The sequence below is a fragment of the Parabacteroides provencensis genome, assembly GCF_900232875.1.
GTDB classification, from domain to species: Bacteria; Bacteroidota; Bacteroidia; order Bacteroidales; family Tannerellaceae; genus Parabacteroides; species Parabacteroides chinchillae.
The window spans coordinates 25,171-52,108 of the sequence record NZ_LT960493.1 but is presented as its reverse complement, the minus strand read 5'-3'; the positions used below and the strand labels follow the sequence as shown (position 1 = coordinate 52,108).

21 protein-coding genes, 1 tRNA gene and 1 pseudogene are annotated in these 26,938 nt (G+C 38.8%); 1 reads left to right on the top strand and 22 read right to left on the bottom strand.

The annotated features are described in order from the left end of the window. From CTY47_RS16285 to tamL, 3 genes and pseudogenes are all read right to left on the bottom strand, one after another. Positions 1–120, bottom strand: a pseudogene (locus tag CTY47_RS16285) (L-asparaginase 1); the annotation flags it as partial. A gap of 619 nt (positions 121–739) precedes the next feature. Beyond that, positions 740–813 (bottom strand) — tRNA-Arg (locus CTY47_RS16280). Positions 814–879: 66 nt separating this feature from the next. Next, positions 880–3,240 (bottom strand): translocation and assembly module lipoprotein TamL, encoded by a 2,361-nt coding sequence (tamL, locus tag CTY47_RS16275; protein WP_099465841.1) that lies wholly within the window; start codon positions 3,238–3,240, stop codon positions 880–882. A 73-nt stretch (positions 3,241–3,313) separates the two neighbouring features. On the opposite strand from tamL, the gene CTY47_RS16270 reads away from it, so the two are divergent. Continuing rightward, positions 3,314–4,084, top strand: coding sequence for an RNA methyltransferase (locus CTY47_RS16270; RefSeq protein WP_099465840.1), 771 nt, complete (start codon positions 3,314–3,316; stop codon positions 4,082–4,084). A gap of 317 nt (positions 4,085–4,401) precedes the next feature. Here CTY47_RS16270 and CTY47_RS16265 read toward each other — a convergent pair whose 3' ends face one another. From CTY47_RS16265 to trxB, 19 genes are all read right to left on the bottom strand, one after another. Continuing rightward, complete coding sequence (locus CTY47_RS16265; protein ID WP_099465839.1) at positions 4,402–5,187, bottom strand: DUF4296 domain-containing protein; 786 nt, start codon at positions 5,185–5,187, stop codon at positions 4,402–4,404. Then, complete coding sequence (locus CTY47_RS16260; protein WP_099465838.1) at positions 5,188–5,808, bottom strand: lipoprotein signal peptidase; 621 nt, start codon at positions 5,806–5,808, stop codon at positions 5,188–5,190. Further along, positions 5,809–6,189 carry a TraR/DksA family transcriptional regulator gene (locus CTY47_RS16255; RefSeq protein WP_099465837.1) on the bottom strand — a complete coding sequence of 127 codons (381 nt, stop codon included), beginning with the start codon at positions 6,187–6,189 and terminating at the stop codon, positions 5,809–5,811. It abuts the gene before it with no gap. 126 nt (positions 6,190–6,315) lie between these two features. Beyond that, positions 6,316–9,735: an isoleucine--tRNA ligase gene (gene ileS, locus CTY47_RS16250; protein ID WP_099465836.1), complete on the bottom strand. Its 3,420-nt coding sequence runs from the start codon at positions 9,733–9,735 to the stop codon at positions 6,316–6,318. A gap of 89 nt (positions 9,736–9,824) precedes the next feature. Beyond that, on the bottom strand, positions 9,825–10,790 hold the full coding sequence (locus tag CTY47_RS16245) for a DUF3810 domain-containing protein (RefSeq protein ID WP_099465835.1): 966 nt from the start codon (positions 10,788–10,790) through the stop codon (positions 9,825–9,827). Positions 10,791–10,954: 164 nt separating this feature from the next. After that, entirely contained in the window at positions 10,955–14,647 is a 3,693-nt protein-coding gene (metH, locus tag CTY47_RS16240; RefSeq protein WP_099465834.1) for a methionine synthase, read from the bottom strand. After that, positions 14,644–15,576: a nucleoside recognition domain-containing protein gene (locus CTY47_RS16235; protein ID WP_233202221.1), complete on the bottom strand. Its 933-nt coding sequence runs from the start codon at positions 15,574–15,576 to the stop codon at positions 14,644–14,646. The genes metH and CTY47_RS16235 overlap by 4 nt, the downstream gene beginning before the upstream one ends. Positions 15,577–15,601: 25 nt before the next feature. Then, positions 15,602–16,063: an SsrA-binding protein SmpB gene (smpB, locus tag CTY47_RS16230; protein ID WP_099465832.1), complete on the bottom strand. Its 462-nt coding sequence runs from the start codon at positions 16,061–16,063 to the stop codon at positions 15,602–15,604. Positions 16,064–16,078: 15 nt separating this feature from the next. Continuing rightward, positions 16,079–16,645: a YIP1 family protein gene (locus CTY47_RS16225; RefSeq protein WP_099465831.1), complete on the bottom strand. Its 567-nt coding sequence runs from the start codon at positions 16,643–16,645 to the stop codon at positions 16,079–16,081. 66 nt (positions 16,646–16,711) lie between these two features. Then, positions 16,712–17,461 (bottom strand): BFO_2992 family lipoprotein, encoded by a 750-nt coding sequence (locus CTY47_RS16220; protein ID WP_099465830.1) that lies wholly within the window; start codon positions 17,459–17,461, stop codon positions 16,712–16,714. A gap of 154 nt (positions 17,462–17,615) precedes the next feature. Next, complete coding sequence (locus CTY47_RS16215; protein ID WP_099465829.1) at positions 17,616–18,413, bottom strand: BFO_2992 family lipoprotein; 798 nt, start codon at positions 18,411–18,413, stop codon at positions 17,616–17,618. 55 nt (positions 18,414–18,468) lie between these two features. Continuing rightward, on the bottom strand, positions 18,469–19,746 hold the full coding sequence (locus CTY47_RS16210; RefSeq protein WP_099465843.1) for a porin family protein: 1,278 nt from the start codon (positions 19,744–19,746) through the stop codon (positions 18,469–18,471). A 1-nt stretch (position 19,747) separates the two neighbouring features. After that, entirely contained in the window at positions 19,748–20,275 is a 528-nt protein-coding gene (locus CTY47_RS16205) for an RNA polymerase sigma factor (RefSeq protein WP_099465828.1), read from the bottom strand. 192 nt (positions 20,276–20,467) lie between these two features. Then, positions 20,468–20,803 carry a cation transporter gene (locus CTY47_RS16200; RefSeq protein WP_099465842.1) on the bottom strand — a complete coding sequence of 112 codons (336 nt, stop codon included), beginning with the start codon at positions 20,801–20,803 and terminating at the stop codon, positions 20,468–20,470. Between the two features lie 31 nt (positions 20,804–20,834). Then, entirely contained in the window at positions 20,835–23,063 is a 2,229-nt protein-coding gene (locus CTY47_RS16195) for a TonB-dependent receptor (protein WP_099465827.1), read from the bottom strand. Between the two features lie 97 nt (positions 23,064–23,160). Next, positions 23,161–23,592 (bottom strand): hypothetical protein, encoded by a 432-nt coding sequence (locus CTY47_RS16190; RefSeq protein ID WP_099465826.1) that lies wholly within the window; start codon positions 23,590–23,592, stop codon positions 23,161–23,163. 47 nt (positions 23,593–23,639) lie between these two features. Then, entirely contained in the window at positions 23,640–25,118 is a 1,479-nt protein-coding gene (locus CTY47_RS16185) for a glycoside hydrolase family 10 protein (protein WP_099465825.1), read from the bottom strand. Between the two features lie 11 nt (positions 25,119–25,129). Then, a complete protein-coding gene (locus CTY47_RS16180; protein ID WP_099465824.1) occupies positions 25,130–25,906 on the bottom strand; it encodes a glycerophosphodiester phosphodiesterase family protein in 777 nt (258 codons plus the stop codon). A 59-nt stretch (positions 25,907–25,965) separates the two neighbouring features. Further along, complete coding sequence (gene trxB / locus CTY47_RS16175) at positions 25,966–26,919, bottom strand: thioredoxin-disulfide reductase (RefSeq protein WP_099465823.1); 954 nt, start codon at positions 26,917–26,919, stop codon at positions 25,966–25,968. Positions 26,920–26,938: the final 19 nt, after the last annotated feature.

Genomic DNA, 26,938 nt, shown 5'->3' with positions numbered 1-26,938 from the left:
CAACAATTTGTATCCGGTTTCATAACGATGCATCTCCACACTTCCTGCACGGCACTGCGTTATATTTACAATAACAAGTCCCCTGTCTACCCCTTCTTTCAATAGATTTAAAAACCATTCGTCACAAAGTAATGCAAATGTAATAAAAATGGTTCATCCGACAAATGTGTAATTCTTATCATAAAAAACTGCGCAGCCTCCTTTCGGAAACTGCGCAATACCTAATAGAATAAGAAACTCTTTTTCCCTTCTTCAGATTGTTTATACGATGTTCTATATATTCTTTAATCGTAACATACTTGTTACTTTTAAAATTGCCCTCTAATTTTTCTTTTAATTGGGGACACGTATAAATATTTATATCAGGAATATTCCTTAATTATTCTTGATACTCAGAAAGAACAAATGCTAATCGTTGATTTAAAATCTTGGCATCATTTCTACAAACAACCTTTCCATTATCAAATTGAAATAAGCCATCAATTTCATACTCAGTTCTAATATACCTTACTACTCTTTCATGAGTGATAGCTAAATAAATCGCATAATTTTTCTAACAGTCTGTCTTATTTTCAAGACCGCAAAATGAAGTGTTGCCATAATCTTTAAATTTTTGCAACAAACAAAACGACAAACAATATTGCTTGTACATAAGTAATTTGTCAGTTTTTTAAAGATTAAAAAAAGAAGTGAAGAGTAAAAGTCTGCAAACCATTTATTTACGACCTATTATGATTAGTGATTCCGGAGCGATTCGAACGCTCGACCCACGCCTTAGAAGGGCGTTGCTCTATCCAGCTGAGCTACGGAACCATCCTTATTTGCGGTGCAAAGGTATTATTATTATTTTAATATGCAAAATCTTCACATAGTTTTTTATTAGAAAGGATAGCCGACTGCGAAATGCCAAGCGAAATTATTTTTAAAATTAGGATTCGTTATTGCCCAACGTTTCGATCCTCTCTCCTGAGGATTATATGCTTTCATCCCCGTATCTAAACGAAGCAAAAAGAAATCGAAGTCCAATCGAAGTCCTAACCCATAAGAGACCGCAATTTCTTTATAAAAACGAGAGAAATCAAAATTACCATCCTTCTGATCTTTATAAGGACGAATTGTCCATATATTTCCCGCATCTACATAAGCTGCCATCTCGAATTTCCAAAACAGCTTAGTTCTATATTCCAAATTCAAGTCCAAACGAATGTCTCCAGCTTGTAATGCAAATGAAGTAGTATCTGTTAGCGCCATACTCCCTGGTCCCAACTCACGAACAGACCATCCACGGACACTATTTGCCCCGCCCGAAAAATAACGCCGTTCAAAAGGTAGCATTTTTGCATTCCCATATGGAAAAGCAATTCCTATTCCCACATGGAAGGCCAATTTATTTCTACTATCCAATGCAATCCCTTTACTAAAGTCTATATCTCCTTTCACAAACTGGGCATAATTAATACCAAATAGTTTATAACGTCCTTCCGAATCTTTATGTTCTCCGGTTATATGAGAAAGTGCATTCAACAGATTGCCGGCTAACTCAACAGACACGCGCAACGAATGTGTATTACGTTGACGGTTCTGAGGAGTAAAATTACTAAAGGAATAAGTATAGCCAGATCCTACAATAAATTGATCCGAATAATTATACAATGCCGTAGAAGCAGGAAGACTACTCTTAAAGTCTGCATCAATTTTCGGCAAATAGACATAATCTACATCCAACAACTTGAATGTATGACGGGCCTGGGAATTTGATCTGTCTTGCCAGATATAACTCCATCCTCCGGAAAGAATAGCCCGTTCGTACTCAGGACGTGTCTGCCTGTTATAACTTACTTTCAATTCTGTTGAAGCATGCAGTTTACGTCTGAAATTTTCTGAAAGGAAAGGAAAGACAAAACGGGGAAACAAAATAGAAGCTTCACCTCCTAACTCCCAATAATTAGCAAGTCCACTGCCTTTCTTTCCCGACAATGATTCATAGGCTCCACGAATTTTAGCAGAAAATGTTTCTGACCCCTTAAACAAATTCCTGTGCAGATAATTCAAACTCGAAGCAAAACCAAAATCTCCGGCAGAATTAGTACCTTCCAAATCCACTCCGAACCCTTGTGATTTTGTAGGAGACGTCAAAATAATACAATTCAATTTCATTGTATCCTGTTCCTCCAATTCGGTAAAACGTATGCTAACATTCTTCAATGCGCGTAATGCTGCAAACGAAGAATAAGTCTGGTCGACATTACGTTCACTGAATAATTGCCCCGGTGCTAAATAAACACTTTTACGTAAAACCGATGGACGGATTGAATGACCATTCTTCCCGTACAAAACATTAATTTCTCCAACTTTAACAGAGTCTGTCCGGGTAAATATAGATTCATTTTCCGATATCCCTATTGGATTATAATCTGTTACAACTGTTACATCTTTAATATAATATTGTTTATGGGGACTTTCTATCACAGAACCATCCGCCAGAACACGACGATATGGTTTTAACAGCATCTCCAGATCAACAGCATTCCGATTAAAAGTACTGTCCGCCACATAGGCCAGGTTATCCCGGTTAAAAGCATAATAACCACGACGTCTCAATAATGAAGTGATGCGTTGACGTTCCTTATCCAATTCGTCACGATCAAACAAAGCACTATCTTTTATTAATGACGTGTAACCTTCAGGAGCCGGACGAAATGCAGAAGCCAACTTTGGCCTGCGTGGTGCTTTCATATGAGCAATACTGTCTATTTTGGGGTCATCTAAGCGAGATGTATAATTCCGTATACGATAAGGTTCATTTGATTTAATATGATAAGTAACCTCTGCTTTTTTTCTTCTTGACGTATCAATTGTTGCAGCTACTTCCACATTAATGTATCCTTTGTTGACAAAAAACCGTTCTAACTGGGCAACAGATTGGTATACTAACGTAGTATCCATAATAACAGGAGCCTCTCCGATACGACGCAATTGCTTATTTATCCATTTCTTTTCATTACGGCCAGACCAATCGTATACATAAAGCTGCCATTTCATAAGGCCAAACACCTTAAAATTGGGTTGTTGCCTTAGATAAGCTTTCAAATCAACAGGCTTATAATTCTTATTATCCGACTCTATTCTGACTTTATCCAACAGATACTCACCATCATTCACATATTTCGTGGAGCTGCAAGACACTAGCAACATCACAAAACCAAGGAGAAATAATATATGTTGGGGTTTATTCATCATTCGACCATTTACGCCGCAAATGTACTTGAATTTAAATAATTTCGCGTACTTTTGCTTTGTAAAAAGAGTAAAGATGCTGAGCAAGAATAAAGTAAAATACATACATTCGTTAGAATTAAAGAAATTCAGGAATGAATACAACACATTCGTAACCGAAGGCAATAAACTCGTTGCAGACATGATGCCTTTTTTTGAATGTGAGTTACTGTTAGCTAAACCTTCATGGATGGCAACACAAGGAGATTTGCCAGCCGGAGAAATAATAGTTGCTGATGACGAAGATATACGAAAAGCCAGTTTCTTAAAAAGCCCACAGGATGTAATCGCCATATTTAAACGTCCGGTTTGGAATATTGAAGAAACGAATCCTGAAAAACAACTAATTCTCGCTTTAGATAACATACAAGATCCCGGAAATTTAGGCACAATCATTCGATTGGCCGATTGGTTCGGAATTGAACATATCGTATGTAGTACCGATACTGTTGATGTTTTCAGTCCTAAGGCAGTACAGGCAACTATGGGAGCACTTGCTCATGTAAAAATTCATTATACAGATTTAAAAAACTATTTAGCCAAACAACGAACTAAGTCTACATTCATATATGGGACCTTCCTTAATGGGACAAATATGTATTCAAAACAATTGTCCGAAACAGGAATTATTATCATGGGAAATGAAGGAAATGGCATTCGTCCTTCCATAGAAGCATTCATTAATGAAAAGTTATACATACCTAATTATCCGGAAGGCAGAGAAACTACCGAATCATTAAATGTAGCAATCGCTACCGCTGTTGTTTGTGCTGAGTTCCGTCGCCGTCAGGGGAGAACCGTTCAATAGCACTAATCGTACCGGCCTTTCTTTTTCCACTTGTAAAGAAACTTTGATCAAGTCTAAATAAGAGAAAATAGATTCCTTTCGGGAGAAATTTGAATTTTTCCCGAAAGGAATTGAAATTAGATCCGAATATATCTGTTTTTCTTGACTAGAGACCGGAACTAAAATACCATCATAAAATTCTGTTCCGGCAATTTCTTCCGTCAATGGATAAAGCCCCATATAAAGACCTTCATCCGTTAGTTCCAGATAATGCATCTTATAAACCTGATGACAATAAATATAGTGCGAAGCGATTCTACGCATACTATCTATTGGATTTACTTAACCAAATTGTTTTTCATCTCCGGCGCAATCATGACATAATTATATTTCATCAATGAAATGCTGTCCAGATAAACTTTATAATAACAAGAGTCTGTATTATTCATTCGGATATAGCCATAAACACGCTTTATCTTACTGGTAGGCAATGTTTTCAACACAGTTTCCGAATAGCCGTCATGGATTATTTTATTATTAACTGTTAATATGGTATCTCCCTGAACGGCACTTAAACGCACTTCCGGATAATTCTTTATGTTTTTGCCTAATCCCCATACATTCATTCCTAAAACAAACGTACTTCCTGAAAAATATCTTTCTTTCGGCTCCAAATCAAAGATAACCCCATTAAAGACAGCCTTCGGTTGCAATGTTAAGAAAGGACGACGTGGCCAGATATTAACAGAATCCTGGTTTGTTACAGGTGCAACATCCGACTGAATATCTCCCAAATCTGCAATCCTTTTATCCAGATTTCTTATTACACGGTCATAAACATCCATGTAAATATCCAGATTTTTCCCGTACCACACCAAAGAACTATCATATGTTGCCTGCGAAATATTATGTTTACGAAAAACGGATTGATATAATGCTTCCTTCTTTGCATCATCCTGATAGGTTGTATAATCAATGCCTATCATTGCTTCTGCCAGTTGCATATCAATCATGACCTTCTCCATCTCCTTTTCAGAAAGAATGCCATCGGGTACTTTACTACAAGCAATTAATAAAGTTGTAGTCAGCAACACAACACTATATCTATACAATAGATTCCGCATTTATTTTTTTTCGTCTTTTGACAAACTGGCAGACAATGTATGTCGGTAAAAAATTAATAACAAAAAGACCCCTACACATATCGCAGAGTCGGCAAGATTGAAAATAGGACGGAAAAATATAAATTCTTCACCGCCCCAAACAGGTACCCATTCCGGAAGAATTGTATTAATCAATGGGAAATAAAACATGTCGACCACCTTGCCGTGCAGCCATGAAGCATAACCTCCTCCTTCTGGCATAAACGAAGCAATCTGGCCAAAACTATGGTCAAATATAACGCCATAAAAAACAGAATCGATAATATTACCTACTGCTCCGGCAAATATCAAAGAGATACAGGCTATGTAACCAAATTTATACTTTTCTTTCACCAGCTTATACAAGTAATAGCCGATAAAACCAACAGCAATAATACGGAAAACCGACAAGAATAATTTGCCTATCACTTCAATTCCAAATGCCATTCCGGGATTCTCGGTAAAGTACAGATAAAACCAAGGGGTAATCTCTATACTTTCATGCAACTGCATATGTGTCTTAATCCAGATTTTCAGGGCTTGGTCAAGCAGAAGGAGCAGTATTATAATTAACACTGCTCCCCAACCTTTAGAATATTTCATCTACTTAGCACCTCCTTGTTTAGCTTCGATACTTAAAGTTGCATGGGGTACAGCACGAAGTCTTTCTTTAGGAATCAGTTTTCCTGTTTCACGACATATGCCATATGTCTTATTCTCTATACGAATCAAAGCAGCCTGTAAATTCTGTATGAATTTCATTTGGCGTTGTGCCAAACGGCCAGCCTCTTCTTTCGATAACGTCGCGGCTCCCTCTTCCAGCACTTTAAATGTAGGAGATGTATCAGCGACATCATTTCCGTCAGAATTCGTGACACCTGCTCTCAACAATTCGTAATCCCTTTTAGCAACATCCAGTTTGTCTAATATAATAGAACGGAACTCTTCCAGTTCTGCGTCCGAATATCTAGTTTTTTCTGCCATGGTTCAAAATTTTTAGGTTCGACAATAACTCTTTATATATATCAGGGGTAATTCAACCGTTACAGTCCAAATATACATACTTTATTAAATATATATGGTATCCGACTTCTCTTTTTCATTAAAAAATCACACCTTTTCTACTTTCACCGACAATTTAAAATCTTCAAAATCCAGTTCTGTAGCATCGCTAATCACATCTACGATTTCAACCGATACAGCAAGAACTTGATTTGCAATATATGTATTGTATTCTTCAACCGCAGCATCTATTTCATCGGTAGAAAGTATAGTTACATTCACTTTATCCGTAATATCAAAACCGTTGCTTTTACGAAGATTTTGAATACGGTTTACCAGTTCGCGAGCCAAACCTTCCTTCCGCAGACTTTCAGTAATCGTAATATCCAAAGCAACAGTCAGACGACCTTCATTTGCAACCAACCAACCAGGAATATCTTCTGAAATAATTTCCACGTCATCACGTTCAATCAAAGCTTCCTGCCCGTCTACCTTCAAAGTATATGTACCGGTATTTTCAAAAGCACTGATCTCCTCCTGGCTCATTGCTTGAATTGCAGCAGCCAGGCTCTTCATTATTTTACCATAACGCGGACCTAATTTTTTGAAATCCGGTTTGATCTTCTTTACCAGAATACCTGCAGCATTACCAACAAACTTCAGTTCTTTTACATTCACTTCGTTTAATATCAAATCTTTTACAGCTTCGATACTTTCCTGTTGATGCGCATCAATAACCGGAATCATAATTGTCTGCAGCGGCTGGCGTACTTTGATATTCACCTTACGACGCAAAGCCAACACCATTGATGATACACTTTGTGCCATCTGCATACGTTCTTCCAGATTCTTGTCAATCATTGCTTCGTTTGCAACCGGGAAAATAGACAAATGAACAGATTCTACACTTTCGCGTCCTGTTACAGCTATCAAATCATGGAACAACTGATCCGCATAGAACGGAGCTATTGGCGCCATCAACTTAGCTACAGTTTCCAGACAAGTATATAGTGTCTGATAAGCGGATAACTTATCGGCAGTCATTCCCCCACCCCAGAAACGGCGGCGGTTCAAACGTACATACCAGTTACTCAAATTATCATTAACAAAATCGGATATAGCACGTCCGGCACGCGTAGGTTCGTATGCTTCCAGATAATTGTCTACATCCTTTATTAGTGTATTCAATAATGAAAGAATCCAACGATCAATTTCGGGACGTTGGTTTATTGCAATATCCGGTTCCGAATAATCAAACCCATCCACATTTGCATACAAAGCAAAGAATGAATATGTATTATATAGCGTACCGAAAAACTTACGGCGAACTTCTTCTATGCCATCTATATCAAACTTAATATTATCCCAAGGAGAAGCATTGGTAATCATATACCAACGTAACGGATCAGAACCATATTGCTCTATAGTGGAGAATGGGTCTACCGCATTGCCTAATCGCTTAGACATTTTATTTCCGTTCTTATCCAAAACAAGACCGTTGGAAACAACAGCTTTATAAGCAACACTATCAAAAATCATTGTTGCCAATGCATGCAGGGTAAAGAACCATCCACGTGTTTGATCTACTCCCTCAGCGATAAAATCGGCAGGATAAATTGTCCGGCTGTCAAATGCGTCTTTATTTTCAAACGGATAATGAATCTGGGCATAAGGCATTGCACCCGAGTCAAACCAAACATCAATAAGGTCTGTCTCGCGCTTCATCGGTTTTCCACTATCCGAAACCAATATTATATCGTCTACATACGGACGGTGTAAGTCAATTTTATCATAATTATCCTTTGTATATACTTTAGCTTTAAAGTCTTTATATGGATTACTTTCCATCAAGCCGGCCTTTACCGCTTTTTCTATTTCGTTATACAATTCTTCAACCGAACCGATACACTTCTCTTCGCTTCCGTCTTCCGTACGCCAGATTGGCAAGGGAGTACCCCAGTAACGGCTACGGCTCAAATTCCAATCCTGTAAATTTTCCAACCATTTACCAAAACGGCCGGCACCAGTACTTTGAGGTTTCCAGTTGATTGTATTATTCAATTCAATCATTCTTTCACGGCAAGCAGTTGTCTTGATAAACCAGCTATCCAATGGGTAATATAACACAGGTTTATCCGTACGCCAGCAGTGCGGATAATTATGTACTTGCTTTTCAATACGGAACACACGATTCTGCACTTTCAGCATCATACATATTTCTATATCCAGCGTTTCATCTTTATCTGTCTTTGCCGGATCATAAGCGTTTTTCACGAACTTGCCCTGGAAAGGATCATAATCGGAAGCATTCATCTGATTCTGAACAAATACTGAGTCCAAATCTTCAAGTTTGTAATACTTACCGGTCATATCCACCATCGGACGTTTGTTGCCATCCTTGTCTACCATCATTAACGGAGGAACGCCATTCGCTTTAGCTACACGATCATCATCCGCACCAAATGTCGGAGCAATATGTACGATGCCCGTACCATCTTCTACTGTTACATAATCGCCGGTAATTACGCGAAAAGCACCTTCACCCGGATTTACCCACGGGATTAGCTGTTCATAATGCATACCTTCCAGTTCTGGTCCTTTCCATTCACCAACTACACTGAAAGGAACAAGCTTATCTCCAATTTTATAATCTGTCAATGCTATATCTGCAGCTTTCGGATTAAAATAAGCTGACAACAAATCCTTAGCCAAAACGGCCGTCATTGGCATTCCTGTATACGGATTAAAGGTCTGGACAGCTACATAAGTAATATTAGGGCCAACACAAAGAGCCGTGTTTGATGGCAATGTCCATGGAGTAGTTGTCCAAGCCAAAAAGAATGGATCACCAAACTGAGACATTTCCGGCTTCGGGTCCAGAATGCGGAACTGAGCAGTACAGGTAGTATCTTTCACATCACGATAACAACCGGGTTGATTCAATTCGTGTGTACTCAAACCTGTCCCTGCAGCCGGAGAGTAAGGCTGAATCGTATATCCTTTATATAATAAACCTTTCTTATATAATTCTTTCAACAGATACCACAATGTCTCAATATAACGATTATCGTAAGTAATATATGGATCATCCATATCAACCCAATACCCCATTTTTTGCGTCAGATCTTCCCACTCTTTGGTGAATTTCATCACATCCTTACGACATGCTGCATTATAATCTGCAACAGAAATCTTTTTGCCGATATCCTCTTTCGTTATACCCAAAGCTTTTTCGACGCCCAGTTCAACAGGCAAACCATGTGTATCCCATCCGGCTTTACGTTTTACCTGAAAGCCTTTCATCGTTTTATACCGGCAGAATATATCCTTAATCGAACGAGCAATCACATGATGAATACCGGGCATACCGTTTGCAGAAGGAGGACCTTCATAAAATACAAACGAAGGATGTCCTTCACGTGTTTCAAGACTCTTATGGAAAACATCTCCGTCTTTCCATTTCTTCAGCACCTCTTTATTTACGTTTGACAAGTCAAACTTCGAATATTCGGTAAATTTCTTACTCATATCGCGATATATTTATCTTGCTTCTAAAAAATTGCCGCAAAGTTAGTTATTTAATTCGATATTGACAACACAGAATGGCAGACGGTCATTTATCTTTCTACGGCCATAAGCAAAGCTATAACTTCCGAATAATTCTGATAACCGGAAGGTATATTATTACCCTTCAGAAACCAGTCGTAAAGAACATCCTGTGCATCGCCAATCAAAGGATTATAACGGGACCGCCAATAATCAAGTTTTTGATTATACAGATTCCGGACTTCAGGAGAAATTGTATCTTTCCATTGATTAAATTCCTCTTCGTTAAGTAAAAGATATGCATTATTCAAGACATACGTAAGCAAGGCAAAATAAGCGGAAAAACGGATTTCCGGCACCAAAGAGCGAGAGCAAACCATAAATCCGTACAAATTTGCTTCTGCTTCATTGGCTATTCCCAATACGTGAGCCATCTCATGTGCATACGTAAAAGGATATTGTACAGGCAATAAATCGGGATTCAAATTATACTCATTGAAAAACGGGCCCATATATCCTAATACACCGACACCGCTCATCAATGGGGGAATTAACATAGGTTTCGGACGAAGGCAGCCTGATGGTTTTATCATACCAAATCTGTCAGACAAAGTGTCGTATCCTTTTTTCACTTCGGCAGATACAAGCGCCGTATCAATCTTATCGTAAAAAAGAAAAGATGTATTTAAAGAATCCGTATAATCAGAAAGAAACGATTTAAAATCTTCGGCAACATAAGGTACATACTGAACTTGTGCACGCGTATAAAAATCCACACGAAAATAATTCAATCCCCAAGCCAGATAGAACCAAACGTACACCCATAACAAATACTCTATCATTCGGCCGATAGTAGACTTCCACGAATATTTCTTCTTATATGCGTAAACAGGAAACAAGAGAAGCCCAACTATACTTCCATAGATAAAACAATCTCCTACAGAGAAAGGAAACAAAGAAGAAAAGTGAGATAAGCCCCATGCTATCACAGGATAAACCTGTCGTGCGTATACTTCAGCCACTCCTGGAAAAATCATTGCACACCACACACCAATCAATCCTGTTGCCAGCAAAGAGCAACGAATGTATTTCCTAACGTTTTGTATAATCACCGAATGTTTACTTTGTTCAATTTAGCTGCCTATCTGAATCTGTTTAGTTGCCTATCCAAATCAAACAAGATAGGCAACTAAATTAATTCTTACGAGATATTTTTATTTAATAACTTCCTTACTTCTTTTTCAGAAAGGTTACGACGCCTTGCGTAATCTTTCATTTGTTCTTCACCAATAGAACCGATCATAAAATATTGAGAATCGGGATGTGCAAAATACAATCCGCTTACCGAGGCTGTCGGATACATAGCCCCATTTTCTGTCAGATGTACACAAATACGAGACATGTCCAACATTCCATCCAATGTATAATTAAGCAACTGATCAGGTAAAGAAGGATAGCCTATTGCCGGACGAATACCCTGGTATTTCACTCTAAACAAATCCGGTATTGAAAGTGATTCATCTGGAGCATATCCCCAGTATTCCTTACGTACTTTCTCGTGCAGATACTCGGCTGTAGCTTCAGCCAAACGGTCTGTTAATATCTGCAGAAGCATAGCACTATACATATCTCCTTCATCTTCAAACTTATCCTTCAGATAGTCAGCCCCTGCGCCTGCCGTCACCACAAATGCACCCAGGTAATCTGTACGTCCCTCCGACTTCGGAAGTATATAATCGGCCAAAGACTTATATACATCATCCCCTTTTTTCGCTTGCTGGCGCAATACAGGAATGACTGTATCGCCCATAACTAAATTATCGCCATCGCTATTAGCCGGGAAAAATCCATATATAGCTTTACAATATTCTGCTTTCATTTCAACCAAACGGTCTAGCAAACGAACTGCATCTTGATACAGTTGCATCGCTTCGGCAGCCTTTTCCCTATCTTCTTCCGTAAAGGAAGCCAACCAAGAAGCACGGCAAGCATCACAACCGTGAATTTGCGTAATTTCGGCAAAGCGTCCGTTTAATTTCCAGGCGCTAAAGAAAAAAGTCCAATGAATATACGGTATAATCTCTTCAACCGGGATATAGGGGATTACGTGAACTCCCGGATTTTCAGGAACGACCGGAGAATAATCTTTCCAATTAATCTTCTGGCCATTTGCACGTGCCTCTGTTAAAGACACTAACGTCTCTTTTTTATTTCCCATCGATGCTCGCAGACGCTCATATTCTTCATTCAACTCTGCAATATAGGCATCGTGTGTATTCGGATTTAATAATTTGGCAGCAATCAGAGGATTTTGAGAAGCATCCAGCACATGAATAACCGGATAATCATAATGTGGGGCAATTTTAACTGCTGTATGCAATTTGGATGTAGTTGCACCACCAACCATAATAGGAATTCTTAATCCGGCTTTTTGCATTTCATCAGTCACATGCACCATTTCCTCCAAAGAAGGAGTTATAAGTCCGGACAAACACACCAAGTCCGGTTGTTCTTCTATGGCTTTTTTCACAATCACTTCTGCCGGTACCATAACTCCTAAATCAATAACCTCATAATTGTTACAAGCCAGAACTATAGAAACAATATTCTTGCCTATATCATGCACATCCCCTTTTACTGTAGCAAATACGACTTTGCCTGCTTTAGCCGAACCGGCAGCCGTTTTTTCCGCTTCAATAGAAGGCTGCAAAATAGCAACCGCTTTTTTCATCGTACGAGCTGTTTTAACCACCTGTGGCAAAAACATTTTACCGGCACCAAACAAATCTCCGACTTTATTCATCCCTCCCATTAACGGACCGTCGATTATATCTACAGCACGGGGATATTGTTTTAAAGCCTCTTGCAAATCTTCTTCCAAATGGTCGCCAATACCTTTTATCAAAGCATATTCCAAACGCTCATGTAATGGTTTATCACGCCAAGCTTCATATTTTTCAACTTCCACGCTATCTTTTTCCTCATGCAAATTTTGAGCAAAAGTAATCAGTTCTTCAGCAGCCTCCGGACGGCGAGCCAAAATCACATCTTCCAATAAATCACGAAAAGCAGGTTCAATATCTTCATACAAGACGCTTGAAGAAGGATTAACAATACCCATATCCATTCCCTTACGGATAGCATGATATAAGAAAACCGCATGCATTGCTTCGCGCACATAATTATTTCCGCGGAAAGAAAAAGATAAATTACTAACCCCTCCGCTGACTTTTGCTCCCGGCAGGTTTGTCTTTATCCATTCAACGGCGCGGATAAAATCAAGACCATATCCGTTATGTTCTTCCATTCCGGTAGCAATAGCCAATACGTTCGGATCAAAAATAATTCCATTCGGATCAAAATCAATTTTCTCCCGCAACAAATGGTAGGCACGTCCGCATACTTCTATTTTACGTTCAAACGTATCGGCCTGTCCTTTTTCATCAAAAGCCATCACAACAACAGCTGCTCCTAACTGCTTAATACGGGCAGCATGTTTAAGAAAAACGTCCTCACCTTCTTTCAATGAAATAGAATTTACAATACTTTTACCTTGTACACACATCAAACCTTTTTCTATGACCTCCCATTTAGAAGAGTCTATCATGACAGGTACACGGGCAATATCCGGTTCGGAGGCTATCAGATTCAGAAATGTAACCATCTCTTTAACAGTATCCAACATTCCATCATCCATATTGATGTCTATCACTTGCGCACCGTCCTCCACCTGTTTACGAGCAATCGTCAGGGCTTCCTCGTAGTTACTTTCCTTAATCAGGCGAAGAAACTTACGCGATCCTGCAACATTACAACGTTCACCAACATTCACAAAGTTGTTTTCCGGCTTCACTTCAAGCAACTCCAGTCCAGACAACCACAAACAATCCGGTTTTGCTACCGGAATATGAGGTTTGGCACCTTTAATCAAATCTGGATATTTCGCAATATGGGCTGGCGTTGTTCCGCAACATCCACCCAGTATATTCACTAAACCATCTTCTATAAAAGGCTTAACATGCATAGCCATTTTTTCAGGAGTCTCATCATACAAACCAAAGCTGTTCGGTAATCCGGCATTTGGATATGCACTGATATAATAGGGAGCATTTTTTGCCAACTCTGCCAGATAAGGTTTCATATCAGCCGCACCAAACGAACAGTTCAACCCTACGCTTACAATATTTGTATGTTGTACTGATGCAAGAAACGCCATTAATGTCTGACCGGAGAATGTACGTCCTCCCTGCGCCGACAAGGTAAGAGATAGCATGATCGGCAAATCTTTACCCTTTTCTTTTAATACGGTCCCAGCTGCCTCTAAACCAGCTTTTACATTCAACGTATCGAATGTGGTTTCAAAAAGAATTATATCCACACCTCCATCAACCAGAGCCTCTACCTGTTCTTTATATGCTGTATATAAGTCCATATAAGTAACAGCACGATAGGCAGGATCGCTTACATCGGGACTCATTGATGCCGTTTTATTTGTAGGACCAACAGAGCCTGCTACAAAAACTTTACGATCCGTATTTTCCGCCATAAAAGTATCAGCCACTTCTCTGGCCAGTATTCCGGCAGCAAGATTAATATCACGTACATACTCCTGCATGCCATAATCTTCCATAGAAATGGCATTGGCATTAAATGTATTAGTTGCAAAAATATCCGCACCTGCATCCAGATACTGGCGATGAATCGATTGTATCACATCCGGGCGGGTAATACAAAGTAAATCATTATTGCCCTTCAGCTGTTTGGGAAAATCAGCAAAACGCTCGCCTCTGTAATCTTCCTCCTTCAATTTAAAACCTTGAACCATAGTACCCATACCACCGTCCAATATCAATATACGCTCTCTAAGAAGCTTTAAAAATGTTTCTTTATTCATATACGCTCTATTCTTCTTGTATAAATATAACTATATCCTTTGCGAACCCAAACAACCGTAATTGCAAAAAACAAACGCGTTCCCAAAATCCACAAAGCCGGTATGCCTATTGCAGCAAATATAATTGTGTCTTCCAATAAAGAGTGACAAACTGCCAGATGATAATTTAACAAATTTCCCTCACTATAAGTTAACTGTTTATTATCCATTTGTTCAACCATAATAGCACCACCATACGCAAGCCCGACAACGTTACCAACCAGCCAAAGGAAAGCCGAATTTTCCGACAACCCAAAAACTTTCATCATTGGAGATAAAGCCGTTGAAAGTCCTTTCATCAATCTAAATTCATCTAAAACATAGTGCAGAATCATCAAAACCGTTACAATAAACAAAATAGAAACAACCACCTTCATCGAGCTAGTAAACCAAAGGACAAGTACTTCCAATAAACTGTCACACACAGCCGCGCTCTCTGTTGTTCCAACATGTCCCCAACCATCGTGCGGCATTACTTGATTGAGAAAAAAAGCGATGATAAAACTCATAACGAGCCGTAAACCTGTCATTCCCCAAAAAGAAGAACCTGTTTTGGCCTGTACCGATGATTCTACCATTAAATTATGTGATGTAAGGCACATCAAAGCCAGAATTGTTGCTTCTCTTACACCTAAAGACATTGAACTGATTAATGCAATCGGAGCATATAAAGGACTAAAAATACTGGTAATAAATACAATTGCTGTTTCACCCGGTAATCCAACAAAGGAGAATGCAGGAGCCAATAAAGCAGATATTTTGGCTAACAGCCCGGAATATTGTAACAAACGAACCAACAAAGAAATAGGCAATATTATTTTAAGTAGCCATATACAAGTTTTGGCTGCTTTAGGCAACGCCTTCTTAACACATTGCCAAATGCGGTTCATTGTGTTATTTCGCATTCTTCAGATATTATCTCTTAAAAGCACGATCCATTTCGCGTCGGTCATCACGCTCCTTTATCGAATCACGCTTATCATATTCTTTCTTACCTTTAGCAATAGCTATAATAATCTTTGCCAATCCTTTTTCATTTATAAACAGTTTGGTAGGCACAATAGTAAATCCACTGGTACGTACGGCGTTATCAACTTTACGCAATTCTTTTTTGGTAAGCAAAAGCTTACGATCCCGGCGTGAGACGTGGTTATTATATGTACCATAAAAGTATTCGGCAATATACATATTCTTTACCCACAACTCTCCTTTATCAACAATACAGAATGTATCAACCAAACTTGCTTTACCTAACCGGATCGATTTTATTTCTGTACCAGTCAGCACAATACCGGCCGTAAACGTATCAAGCAACTCATAATCGAATGTTGCCCGTTTATTCTTTATCTGTATGTTGTTACTAATCTTTTCTTTCATTCCTGTATTCTTTTATCAATAACTCAATCCTGGCATCAAAAGTACCAGGATAAACTCTATAAGAAGTGGCGTAATTAATATGATAGCTGTTGTTATTGAAACAAATTTCAAACGGATATTCTCTTCTATCTGCATATATGGACCAGCACCTTCCCATACAATATATAGGGTATAAAGAATAAATATACGAAGAAAAAAGAATTCCGGCAAAAGCATCAATATAATATTCAATGCGAACATCAGAGATGAAGAATATCCTACAAAACGCTGGCACAATTTCATATCCTTTTCACGTTTAAATAGACCCTGCCAAAGCTCATTCAAAAAATAAGATGCCAAATAAAAACCACCAAAAGATGAAACTAATGTCTTTATTGAAGATTTTAGAGCTAATTCAATATCAAATTCTTTTCTTGTAAACAACACTCCTAAAAAAGCGGCAACTGTAACAAGCCCGATCAAAGGATAAACAAAACGGGATAAAAACTCATCATCTTTTTCATCTTTCTTTGCCAATAAATCCCAGGCCTTTGCCGGTTGTGTTATAATAACTATTACCCACTGAAATATCTCTTTGTACATCTTCTTTTCTATTTTAAAAAGCAAAAATATAAAAAATATAAAGGATTCGTCTTCACTATTGCCTTTTTATTCATTGATTGGCAAGACAACCATATCCGACGAAGTCCATATACAAGCCGTCGTATCGGAATTAAAACTACGTGGATAATTAAACTTGAATTTTAAACTATCCAACCCCGCATTCTTTTCTATTTCACCCGATTCCTTCACAAATTTCTCTAAATCTAAAGCAATTGGCAATGTATAGCGGGAACCTGTCATACCTGTCATATCTTCAGCCGTTGCCGTACGAAGATACAAGTTATAGACACGATTATTATTACGGTCAACAGTCGCTTCCTGTTTCGGATTATAGGTCAATTCAAAAAGAGTAGTTTGTCCATCCACATAATTACCATGTTCCGTAAAAAGAAAAAAACGATTTTTCAAATACATACTTCTCTGCAATGAAAAACTTATAAAACATTCATTATCCAATATACGGGTTGTATCTGTCAGGTTCGGAGATAAACCAAATACCGAAACCGGTTCATACTTTAATATTTCTGCCCTGTATTTTGAATACCCTGGCAAAGATTCTTTTGAAGCATGATCTATTGTATAATTCAACAAACAGCAATCTCCGGCTTTCAAAGCCATTGTATCCAGAGCCGGCGAATAAATAACATCACCTTCCCATAAACAAACGCCTAATTCCGGCTCTTCCTGAATAACACCTAATTGGCCTCCAAACGTCTGTTTATCTTCATCCTGGCCCATGCATGAAACCAGTAAAACCAGCAACGTAATCACACTATACCACTTACACATCTTCATCTTACACTACTATTTTCTCTGCAAAGGTAGTAAATAATAAGGAGAAATAGATAGTATTCCCTATAATCAGGTATATACAAACCACTTAAAACAAAAAAGTCCTGACCCGGAATTTATTTTACCGGGTCAGGACTTACTTTATCTTTTATACGAATTATTTTCCAGTCGTATTATCTGCAGGAACAGAGAGTTTCATCCATGTAGGATCTGTCGATGTCCAGGTAAACTTAGTAGGATCTTTTGCATCAATTTCTTTGATATAATTGATTTTAATATAATACTCTTTATTACCCAAATCCTTTTCCTTTGTGTTGAAACCATCTATCATTGTTTTAGCATCAAATGCGTTAACCACAACTGAGTTCAAAGACGGAGTCTGACCTTCTGTCTTAATTGTAGCTCTCAAGAAAACAGAATAGATTCTCTTTCCGTTTTCTTCAACAGCTGTCTGATTTCCATCATACGATAAGTACCAGTTTGATTCTTGCTTTGTTAAATGTGTAAAATCAGAGAACAAAAATAGCATTCCTTCTAAATATGCAGCACCATAACGAGTATCAATAGGACTCGTAACAGCTTGTTCCTTATCCAGAAGTTTAGTTGTATCTCCCATAATAGGGTTAGCATACCATCTGTCAACATTATCCGGTACAGCATTCATTGTTGCATAATAATACCCGTTGGAAGCAGCATTTGCATTTTCTGCAGCATCAAAATCAATCGTGAAAGAAGCCAATACACACTGACCTGGCAAATAACCGGCAGTTTCCAAACTAGGAGAATAAATAGCAGCACCTGCTGCTGTTTTGATTATAGTCTTATAATCCTTTGAAGTAGAGATAACACCAGGTATAGACGACAATGTCTGTTGGTTATTTGAATCACCAAGACAAGAGGTCAACAAAAGTAAGGCAGACGCCACTACCATTCCTAAAAATCCACGTTTCTTCATTTTAATTTCTGTTTTTAAGTATTTGTATATTTATGAATTATTATTCTATTCCATTTTAGAAACCTAACCGGAAACCTAACTGAAAATTCACATTAAACGGCTTTTCTGAATGAATCGTTTCAATGCTACTTCCATTATCGAAATAATATCCGGCACCAACTTCGGCAAATGCACTTACAAAACGAATCAACGGATAACTTACACCAGCACGGGCATTAACAGACCAAAGCCATTCTTTCATCCGCACGCGTTCCGATACAACGGATATTTCTTTATCATCAAAAAAGAATTTTGACCGTTGCTTTCCTGCAACATTAACCTCTGCCATAGCTCCGGCTGCTGCATAAACCTGAAAACGATTCCATTCTGCTATTTTATAAGCAACCGAAAGAGGTATTCCGATAAAATGCAATTTCTGTTTTACCTCACCATGATAAGAACCATTCGTTGTCCATTCAGAAGATAAAAAAGAATAATTAAGCCCTGTCTGCAACGAAAAACGGTTATTCAAATAACGACTCACCGATAACCCGAAAGAGACCGGTGTTTTATGGTGTACATCTGTTTTCGGCAATTCTTCATTAAAAAAAGGAGCATTCATCGAAAGCAATTGATCACTTGTCAACAATGCACTTTTCATCATATACTGGGGGACAGTATTATCTGCTCCAATCGAAAGGCCTCCTCCCCCCATACCGAATCCCCATTTACGGGAAGCCGTTGATTTTTTCTTTTTTATCACAGGTGTTGCATCTGCAATCAATACTTTATTCTGCGATTCTTTCTCTGCTAAAACCTGAATATCTTCTGTTTTTGCATCTTCAGTCAACAGCTGTTGTGCAAAATCTGCAGTAACTATACTATCGGTCTGCATTTTTTTAGCAGATAACATATTTACTTCCGGAACAACATTTGCGTGAGAACTAATCATAGTCCTTTTACCTTGGCTTTTTGCAGGAGGCCGTACAACTGACACATTCATCTTCTTTGTCTTATTTTCATCCTGTTTTACAGAAGTTTCCGACACTTCGGCAATCACCTTTTTATCTTCAATTATATGGTTCTCTACCTCCTTTGTATGTTCTATTATTTCCTTTGCTATCGGAAGATCGGACTGTTCGTGGTTAAATAAATAAACACTACCCGTAATCATCAACAAAGAAACAACTGCAGCAGCAGCCCAATAATATAAAGTTTTACGAAAAGGAACAGATACTTCCTTTGGCAAACGATCGGCTATAGCCTCCCAATCGCCTGGCATTGTATCCATTTCGAAATCCTCCAATTTCGAACGGAACAAATCATCAAATTTATCTCTTTCCTTACCTTTCATTTCAATACAACTCATTAATCTTACGTTGCAACAACTGCTTAGCCCGTGTAAACTGCGATCGCGATGTACTTTCTGTGATATTCAACATTTCACTAATTTCTTTATGCGAATAGCCTTCTATTGCAAACATGTTAAACACAGCACGAAAACCGGCAGGTAATTCCTGCACTAATGCCATCAACTCTGCTGCAGACAAATCTGAAACAACAGAGCTGTCCGGATTAATCAACTCTGCCGTATTATCCAAATCCGTAGCCTCACGCAGTACATCCGATTTACGCAAATATTCCAACGCACAATTGACAAAGATCTTCCGCATCCACCCTTCAAAGGAACCTATTCCCGTATATGAATCCACACTGGTAAATACTTTCACGAAACCATCTTGCAACAAATCACGAGCAGTCTCCCTGTCGCTCACATAACGCAGACAAACTCCCATCATTTTACGGGAATAAATATCATACAGCTCCTTTTGAGCCAATCTATTTCCCTTCCGACAACTTTCTATCAGTTGTTGTTCCTTCATTCAGCAGTGCTTGGATACCTTCCGTTTACGGCGGTGATACAATATAATGATGTTATTAATTTAATAAACGCTGCATTGCATAGAAAAAAAATTCAAAAAAAGGCGGACAAAATAGCCCGCCTTTTATATTACTACGGAATGCCATGCAAATATACAATGTTCCGATGAAAATCTTTGTTAATGAGCATCTTCTTAATTACTTTTTTTTGAAGGAGGAACCGGACAACCCGCTCCTTTATCCACAGCGACAGCCTCCATACCAATCTTCTTAAAAGCTGAAATTAATTTCACTTCCGACGTTTTACCGGCTTTGTACGTAATAATGGCCGTACGGGTGGCAAGATCACATTTTAAATCAGTTACGCCCTTTTCGAAAGCGATATTCTTCTCTATTTTTTTAATGCAATGATCACAATCCATCGCTGCTATATAAAAAGTAGATGTTTCTTTTTTGTTTTTTGAATCTTGAGAAAACGCCGGAGAAAAAGCAAATAACACACACAACAGTGTCAAAAGTAATTGTTTCATATCACTATAATTTAAAGTAAATAATTTATCATTAATCACGACTAATATTAAAACGGACACCAGCATATAGCTTCCTTCCATGTACAGGCCCCCAGACCATAGAACCGTCAAAGTTTTCTCCCCGGGGATTTTCTGCATCTATAATAGGATTCTTTTGTTTGTAATTAAACAAATTTTCGGCACCTATATAAATTGACCACCGACGAAAATACTTCGTAACCTGTGCATTCACAACTGTATATGCATTAAAATCAGGTTTCCATAATGGATTTACTTTATCTGGCATTGGCATACGCCCGCCCCCATTAAACTGTCCGGTTACGTCAAACTGCCACTTTTTCAAAGGAGTCTGGTATGAAGCTGTAAGTAGTCCTTTAAAATCACTTACCAAAGGCTTCTTTAGACGAGTTATTTTACCTTCAACATCTTTATAATCGGTTTTAGCATCCGTATAGCGATATGCGGCAGTTAAAGTAAATCCCCTGAAAAAAGGATAAGTCGCCTCAACCTGAAAACTATTGGAATATGACCGGCCGTCCAGATTATAGAAACTCACAGCATGCGGATCACTATCCATATCAACAACAACCTGTTTCAGAAAATCGGTATAATACCATTCTCCGTTCAATATCAGTTCCTTGCCAAACAAAGGTATATAAAAAGAAAGATTTAAACCCGTATTCCAAGCTTCTTCCTGATCCAAATGATCTGCAATATCTATTTTACGACTACTAGCAAGCAGGAAATTATTTTCGGCCAACACATTTGCCGTACGAAAGCCTTTCCCTGCAGAAGCACGAATATGGAACCAGACAAAAGGATTATATTTAATATGTATTCGGGGAGTAACAAAAAAATCATACAATGTACTATAATCAGCCCGCAGCCCGGCTAAAAGAATCAGTTTATCATTTAGATTGTATGTGTATTGAGCGTATGCCCCGGTCACCGTTTCCGAACGATCATAAAAAGAATGCTCCATTACATTATTGACTGGCTGTCCAAGATTTTCATCAAATCCGTCATAATTAAGGCTCAACCCTGCACTTAAACTATGCTTAGGTGTAAATTCCTTTTCATACAATAAGGAAGCATACACATTTTTCTGATATACATTGTAAGGCGTACAGTCATATCTGGATTTTTGCTCATGATACGAACCGGAAAGTATCAGAGCAACGCTTTCCACCTTTTCTTTATCAATAATATAGGCCTGTTTAGTAAACAATTCCGCACGGTTCGTATTCAGTTTAACCTGATATGGATCAACGAAATCATGGTGTTTGGTAGCCTGTCCGCCTGTCCGGTCTTCATGCAGGTAACGAACACCATACTGAGCAACATAGTTATCCAATTTATGAAACCACCGGTTCATCACATTAACTTGTTCCTTTAACGGCGTATCTAAAAATCCGTCGTCGTTGCCGTCATGCTGCATTTTATCATTTGAATAATGTACGAATAATCCGGTAGACAACTTATCATTAACATGCCAGGAAGCATCTGCATTTCCTTCATAGCGTCCGGCATCACTGACAAAAAGGTTTCCGGAGAAAATATCTGCTGTAGGAGGCTTTTTAAATTCCACATTGATCTGCCCGGCCAATGCTTCATAGCCATTCTTTACAGACGAAGTACCTTTCGATACCTGAATACTCTCCATCCAGGGGCCCGGAACATAATCCAAACCATAGAGAGACGCAGCTCCACGAAAATTCGGATAATTTTCTGTCAGCATCTGCACATACGTACCGGACAGTCCCAACAATTTAATCTGTCGCGCACCGGTTGCAGCATCAGCATAAGAAACATCTACAGAAGGGTTTGTTTCAAAACTTTCCGCCAAATTACAGCAAGCTGCACGGCAAAGTTCATCATAAGTAATTTTCTGAGTCTGTAAAACACTCACCCGGGAAGCAATAGTTCCCATTTTACGTTCACTTACAACCACCTCATCCAAGGCAACCTCTCCTTTCAGTACAACATGAAGCTCATCTTTCGAACCTTTCACCGGAACAACAGCAGTAGTATATCCTATATAACTTACCACCAGATTTTCCACTTTTCCTGCTTTCGGTAATACAAAACGGCCGTCCATGTCAGAGGTGGTACCTTGCTGCGTACCTTCCCAATACACATTAGCCCCTATAATGGGTTGGTTATTTTCGTCCAACACACGTCCTTTCACATCATTTTCCGCGGCAATGGCGCAAAAAGAAACCAGGAAAAACAATATTATAAAATAGATATGTTTCAACATAAAATTCTTTCAATTTAATTCATATAAGTACAATTACTACAATCGTCAAACGATCGTAATATGATTATTCATCCAAATAAAGTTGAACTTACAGAAATTAAATCAAAAGAATTGTGAGGATAGACAAATACAACCGTGGGCAATTAACAGGAGGTCCAATAGAAGTAACAGATAATAAATCTTTTATTTGAGGTTCGGGAAGTAAAGAAATATTCAGTGCCTTAGCAAACCACAAATCAAAAACAGCCGGTTGCAAATTAGGGAATAAAGATTGTACGGAAGTCCAGTCAAAATGCAATCTTTCCACTCCGCATTCAGTTGTGCACCTATCAACATAAAGCATTTGATTCGCTTTTTGCACAGAGTGATCATGATCATGAAATTCACAGCATTGGTTCTCTATTATGGCCTCTATGCCAGCAACACGGCAATGGTTACAACAATACGATATAATATTCACGCCGGCTCCACCATAGAACACAAGTCCGGCAAGCATAAGTATCAATAAAATTGCAACCTTTTGTTTCATATCGTACAAATATACAAGAATCTCTTAACAAGCACTAACACTTAATATTATTTAGGAAAATCTGAAAGATAGTAATAAGTCTCTTTAGAAGGAGCTCCTTCTATGTGATAACGGGTAGAAGCTGAAACACTAAATGTATAACCTCTTTCTACTGAAGAATCCACAGGCATATAAATTTCATTCGCATGCACATTCGTCATTAATATACATTTAGAAGCATCGGAATCAATAGAATCCGACAAAGAATAATATACCGTATAAGTCAGGTCTTGCTTTTCGGAAGCAGGCTTTTGCCATGAAAGTTTAAGCTCATTACCAGCCCGTTGCACGTAAACTTCTTCGGGAGAAGACGGAACAGTATTATTCAACCAGGTAAGCGGAGGTAATTGTGCCGGGTATTTATAATATACATTGACTAATTCATCATATAGTCCCTTACTGTTATCCAGTACATTTTCACAGCGGAAGAAAGCACAACCGGCCCCGCCATAATATCGGCTATAATCAATCTGGTCGGTAATATCGTTCACCGTCCAATCCGCTTCTTTCTTATCCATGCGATAAGCACCAAGTCCCGGCACCACCAGACGTCCATTACAATTCTCTACCCAATTATCCACAAAAGGGAAAAAATTATCATGCAAATAATACATCATAGGAACAATCATATCCTGTTTACCCCGCAACATCCACATTTTAGGGTCTTGAAACACACTTTCATAAGCTGTCCATCCCGCATCAGGGACACGGGGGATACGGTTATATTTACCTAAAGGGGAACTGCTTACCTGTACCCAAGGCTTTGCTTGTTTCACCCAATCATAAATCTCAACCACCATCCGGTTGATATTATTACGTCGCCAACTATCTAATGGCTCCTTTTTCCCATACATCTTATATACGTTTTTATCCGGGAAACGATTCGCCTGCTCCGGATAACGGATGTAATCGAAATGAATGCCGTCAACATCATAATTATTCACAATTTCTTTTACCAACGACAAGATATAATTGGTCGTACCCGGAACACCCGGATCAAGATACCATTCACCATTATGCAATTTACATAATTTAGGCTGGCGTTTAACCACCGACAAACGTCCTTGCTCTTTCACATTCTTGGCCGTGCCCAAAGGAAATGTCACAAACCAGGCATGGCATTCCATCCCCCGTTTGTGACATTCTTTTATTGCAAATGCCAACGGATCATATCCGGGCATTACTCCTTCTTTTCCGGAAAAGACTTTACTTGCCGGTTCTATGGCAGAGCGGTAAATAACGTTACCACGTAAACGAACCTGCAAAAAAACAGTATTGAAATTAGCATTTTGCAAACGATCCAGGATATTGCAAAGTTCTTGTTGCTGGGCTTTTATGCCTGCCTGCGTTGTAGCCGGTCGATGCGGCCAGTCCAAGCCATAAACAGTTGTAAGCCACACCGCACGTACTTCATGCTTAGGTAAATTCATCGCAAATGCACTTTGTATCCACAAAGCCCACAGCAATAACCAACAATATCTTTTCATTTACACACGTTCTATTTAGCGCGCGAATTTAATAATTTCTGCAAAACAACCGGCTCATCTGTTGTAATAAAATCAACTCCATTTGCAATCATCTCTTTCATTACAGCTTCTTCATCCACAGTCCATACGTTAATTGTCAAACCAAGCTTCTTTGCTTCAGGAATCCAATCAGGATGTTGTCTTAATACATTAAACTGATAGTCCAATCCCGCAAAACCCAAATCTTTCAATTCACGGGGAGATAATTCTCCGTTCAAATAGGCAACTTTTGCCTTCGGTGCCAAACGGATCAGTTCTTTACCGGCATCCAGGCTAAAAGTAATATATTCGGTCTTCTTGGCCAGTCCTTTTTTATTAATCATGTCAACAACAATACGTGCAGCTTCACGATTACGTTCCGGTGTGTCATGTACTTTCAATTCAAAAATCAACTTTGTATTTTTCAATGCCTTAGCTTTGTCCAGGTACTGTTCCAATGTAGGTAAAGTTTCACCATTACCCAACTTCAAATCTTTCAGTTGAGCATAAGGAGTCTTTTGAATGTTCAAACCCTGAATATCCATATCATGGTGAACAACGGGGACATTATCAGAAGTCAAATGAACATCAAACTCGGAACCATACGCTTTAATCTGGTCTGCCAATTCTAAAGAACGGATAGAATTCTGAGCAGAACCTTCTGTTTTCCAATACCCCCGATGTGCAATCACTTTCGTCTTATCCTTCGCAACAGCAGGCAGTGCCATCAAAGCACAGAGAAGGACAACAATAGTAGTTTTTAATTTCATGGTAAAATATAATATATAAGATTAAACAAAAAGGCAGGCACTAAAGCCTGCCCTGATAACTATTTTCCTATTTCAGACAGATACCGTTCGGCTTCTATAGCAGCTTTGCATCCGCTTCCTGCAGCTGTAATAGCCTGGCGATAAATCGGGTCTGCCACATCTCCTGCGGCAAAAACGCCCGGCACAGTAGTACGGGGTGTTCCCGGTATTGTCTTTATATAACCAATTTCGTCTGTTTCCAACCATTCTTTAAAAATATCAGAGTTTGGTTTATGGCCGATAGCCAAAAAGAAACCATCAATAGCAATATCAACCTTTTCTTCGTCGGGTTGTCCCATTTTCTTTATCAGATGAGCTCCCTCCACACCACTTTCGCCAAACAGTCCAATTGTATTATGCTCAAACAATACGATAATATTGGGAGTGTTAAACACACGTTCCTGCATTACTTTTGATGCACGCAGATAAGGTTTACGCACTATCAGATAAACTTGTTTTGCCAAACCCGACAGGTAGATAGCTTCTTCGCATGCCGTATCTCCCCCCCCTACAACAGCAACAATCTTTTTACGATAGAAAAAGCCGTCGCAAGTAGCACAAGCCGATACTCCCATACCTGCATATTTCTGTTCATCGGGAATACCCAGATATTTGGCCGTCGCACCTGTCGATATAATAACCGCTTCGGATTCAATCACTTTCTCTCCATCAATTGTGATCTTATATGGAGCAGATGATAAATCTGATGCAGTTGCAATGCCCATACGAATATCCGCACCGAAACGAACAGCCTGTTTTTTCAGGTCTTCCATCAATTCCGGCCCTGTTATACCATTAGGATAACCCGGGAAATTTTCAACTTCGGTTGTTGTTGTAAGCTGTCCACCCGGTTGAATACCCTCATAAAGCACAGGATTCAGGTTTGCACGAGAGGCATAGATTGCGGCCGTATATCCGGCAGGGCCCGAACCGATAATCAGGCAGCGAACTTTTTCATTTGTTGAGTTGTCCATAGTCTTTCTTATTTTGATA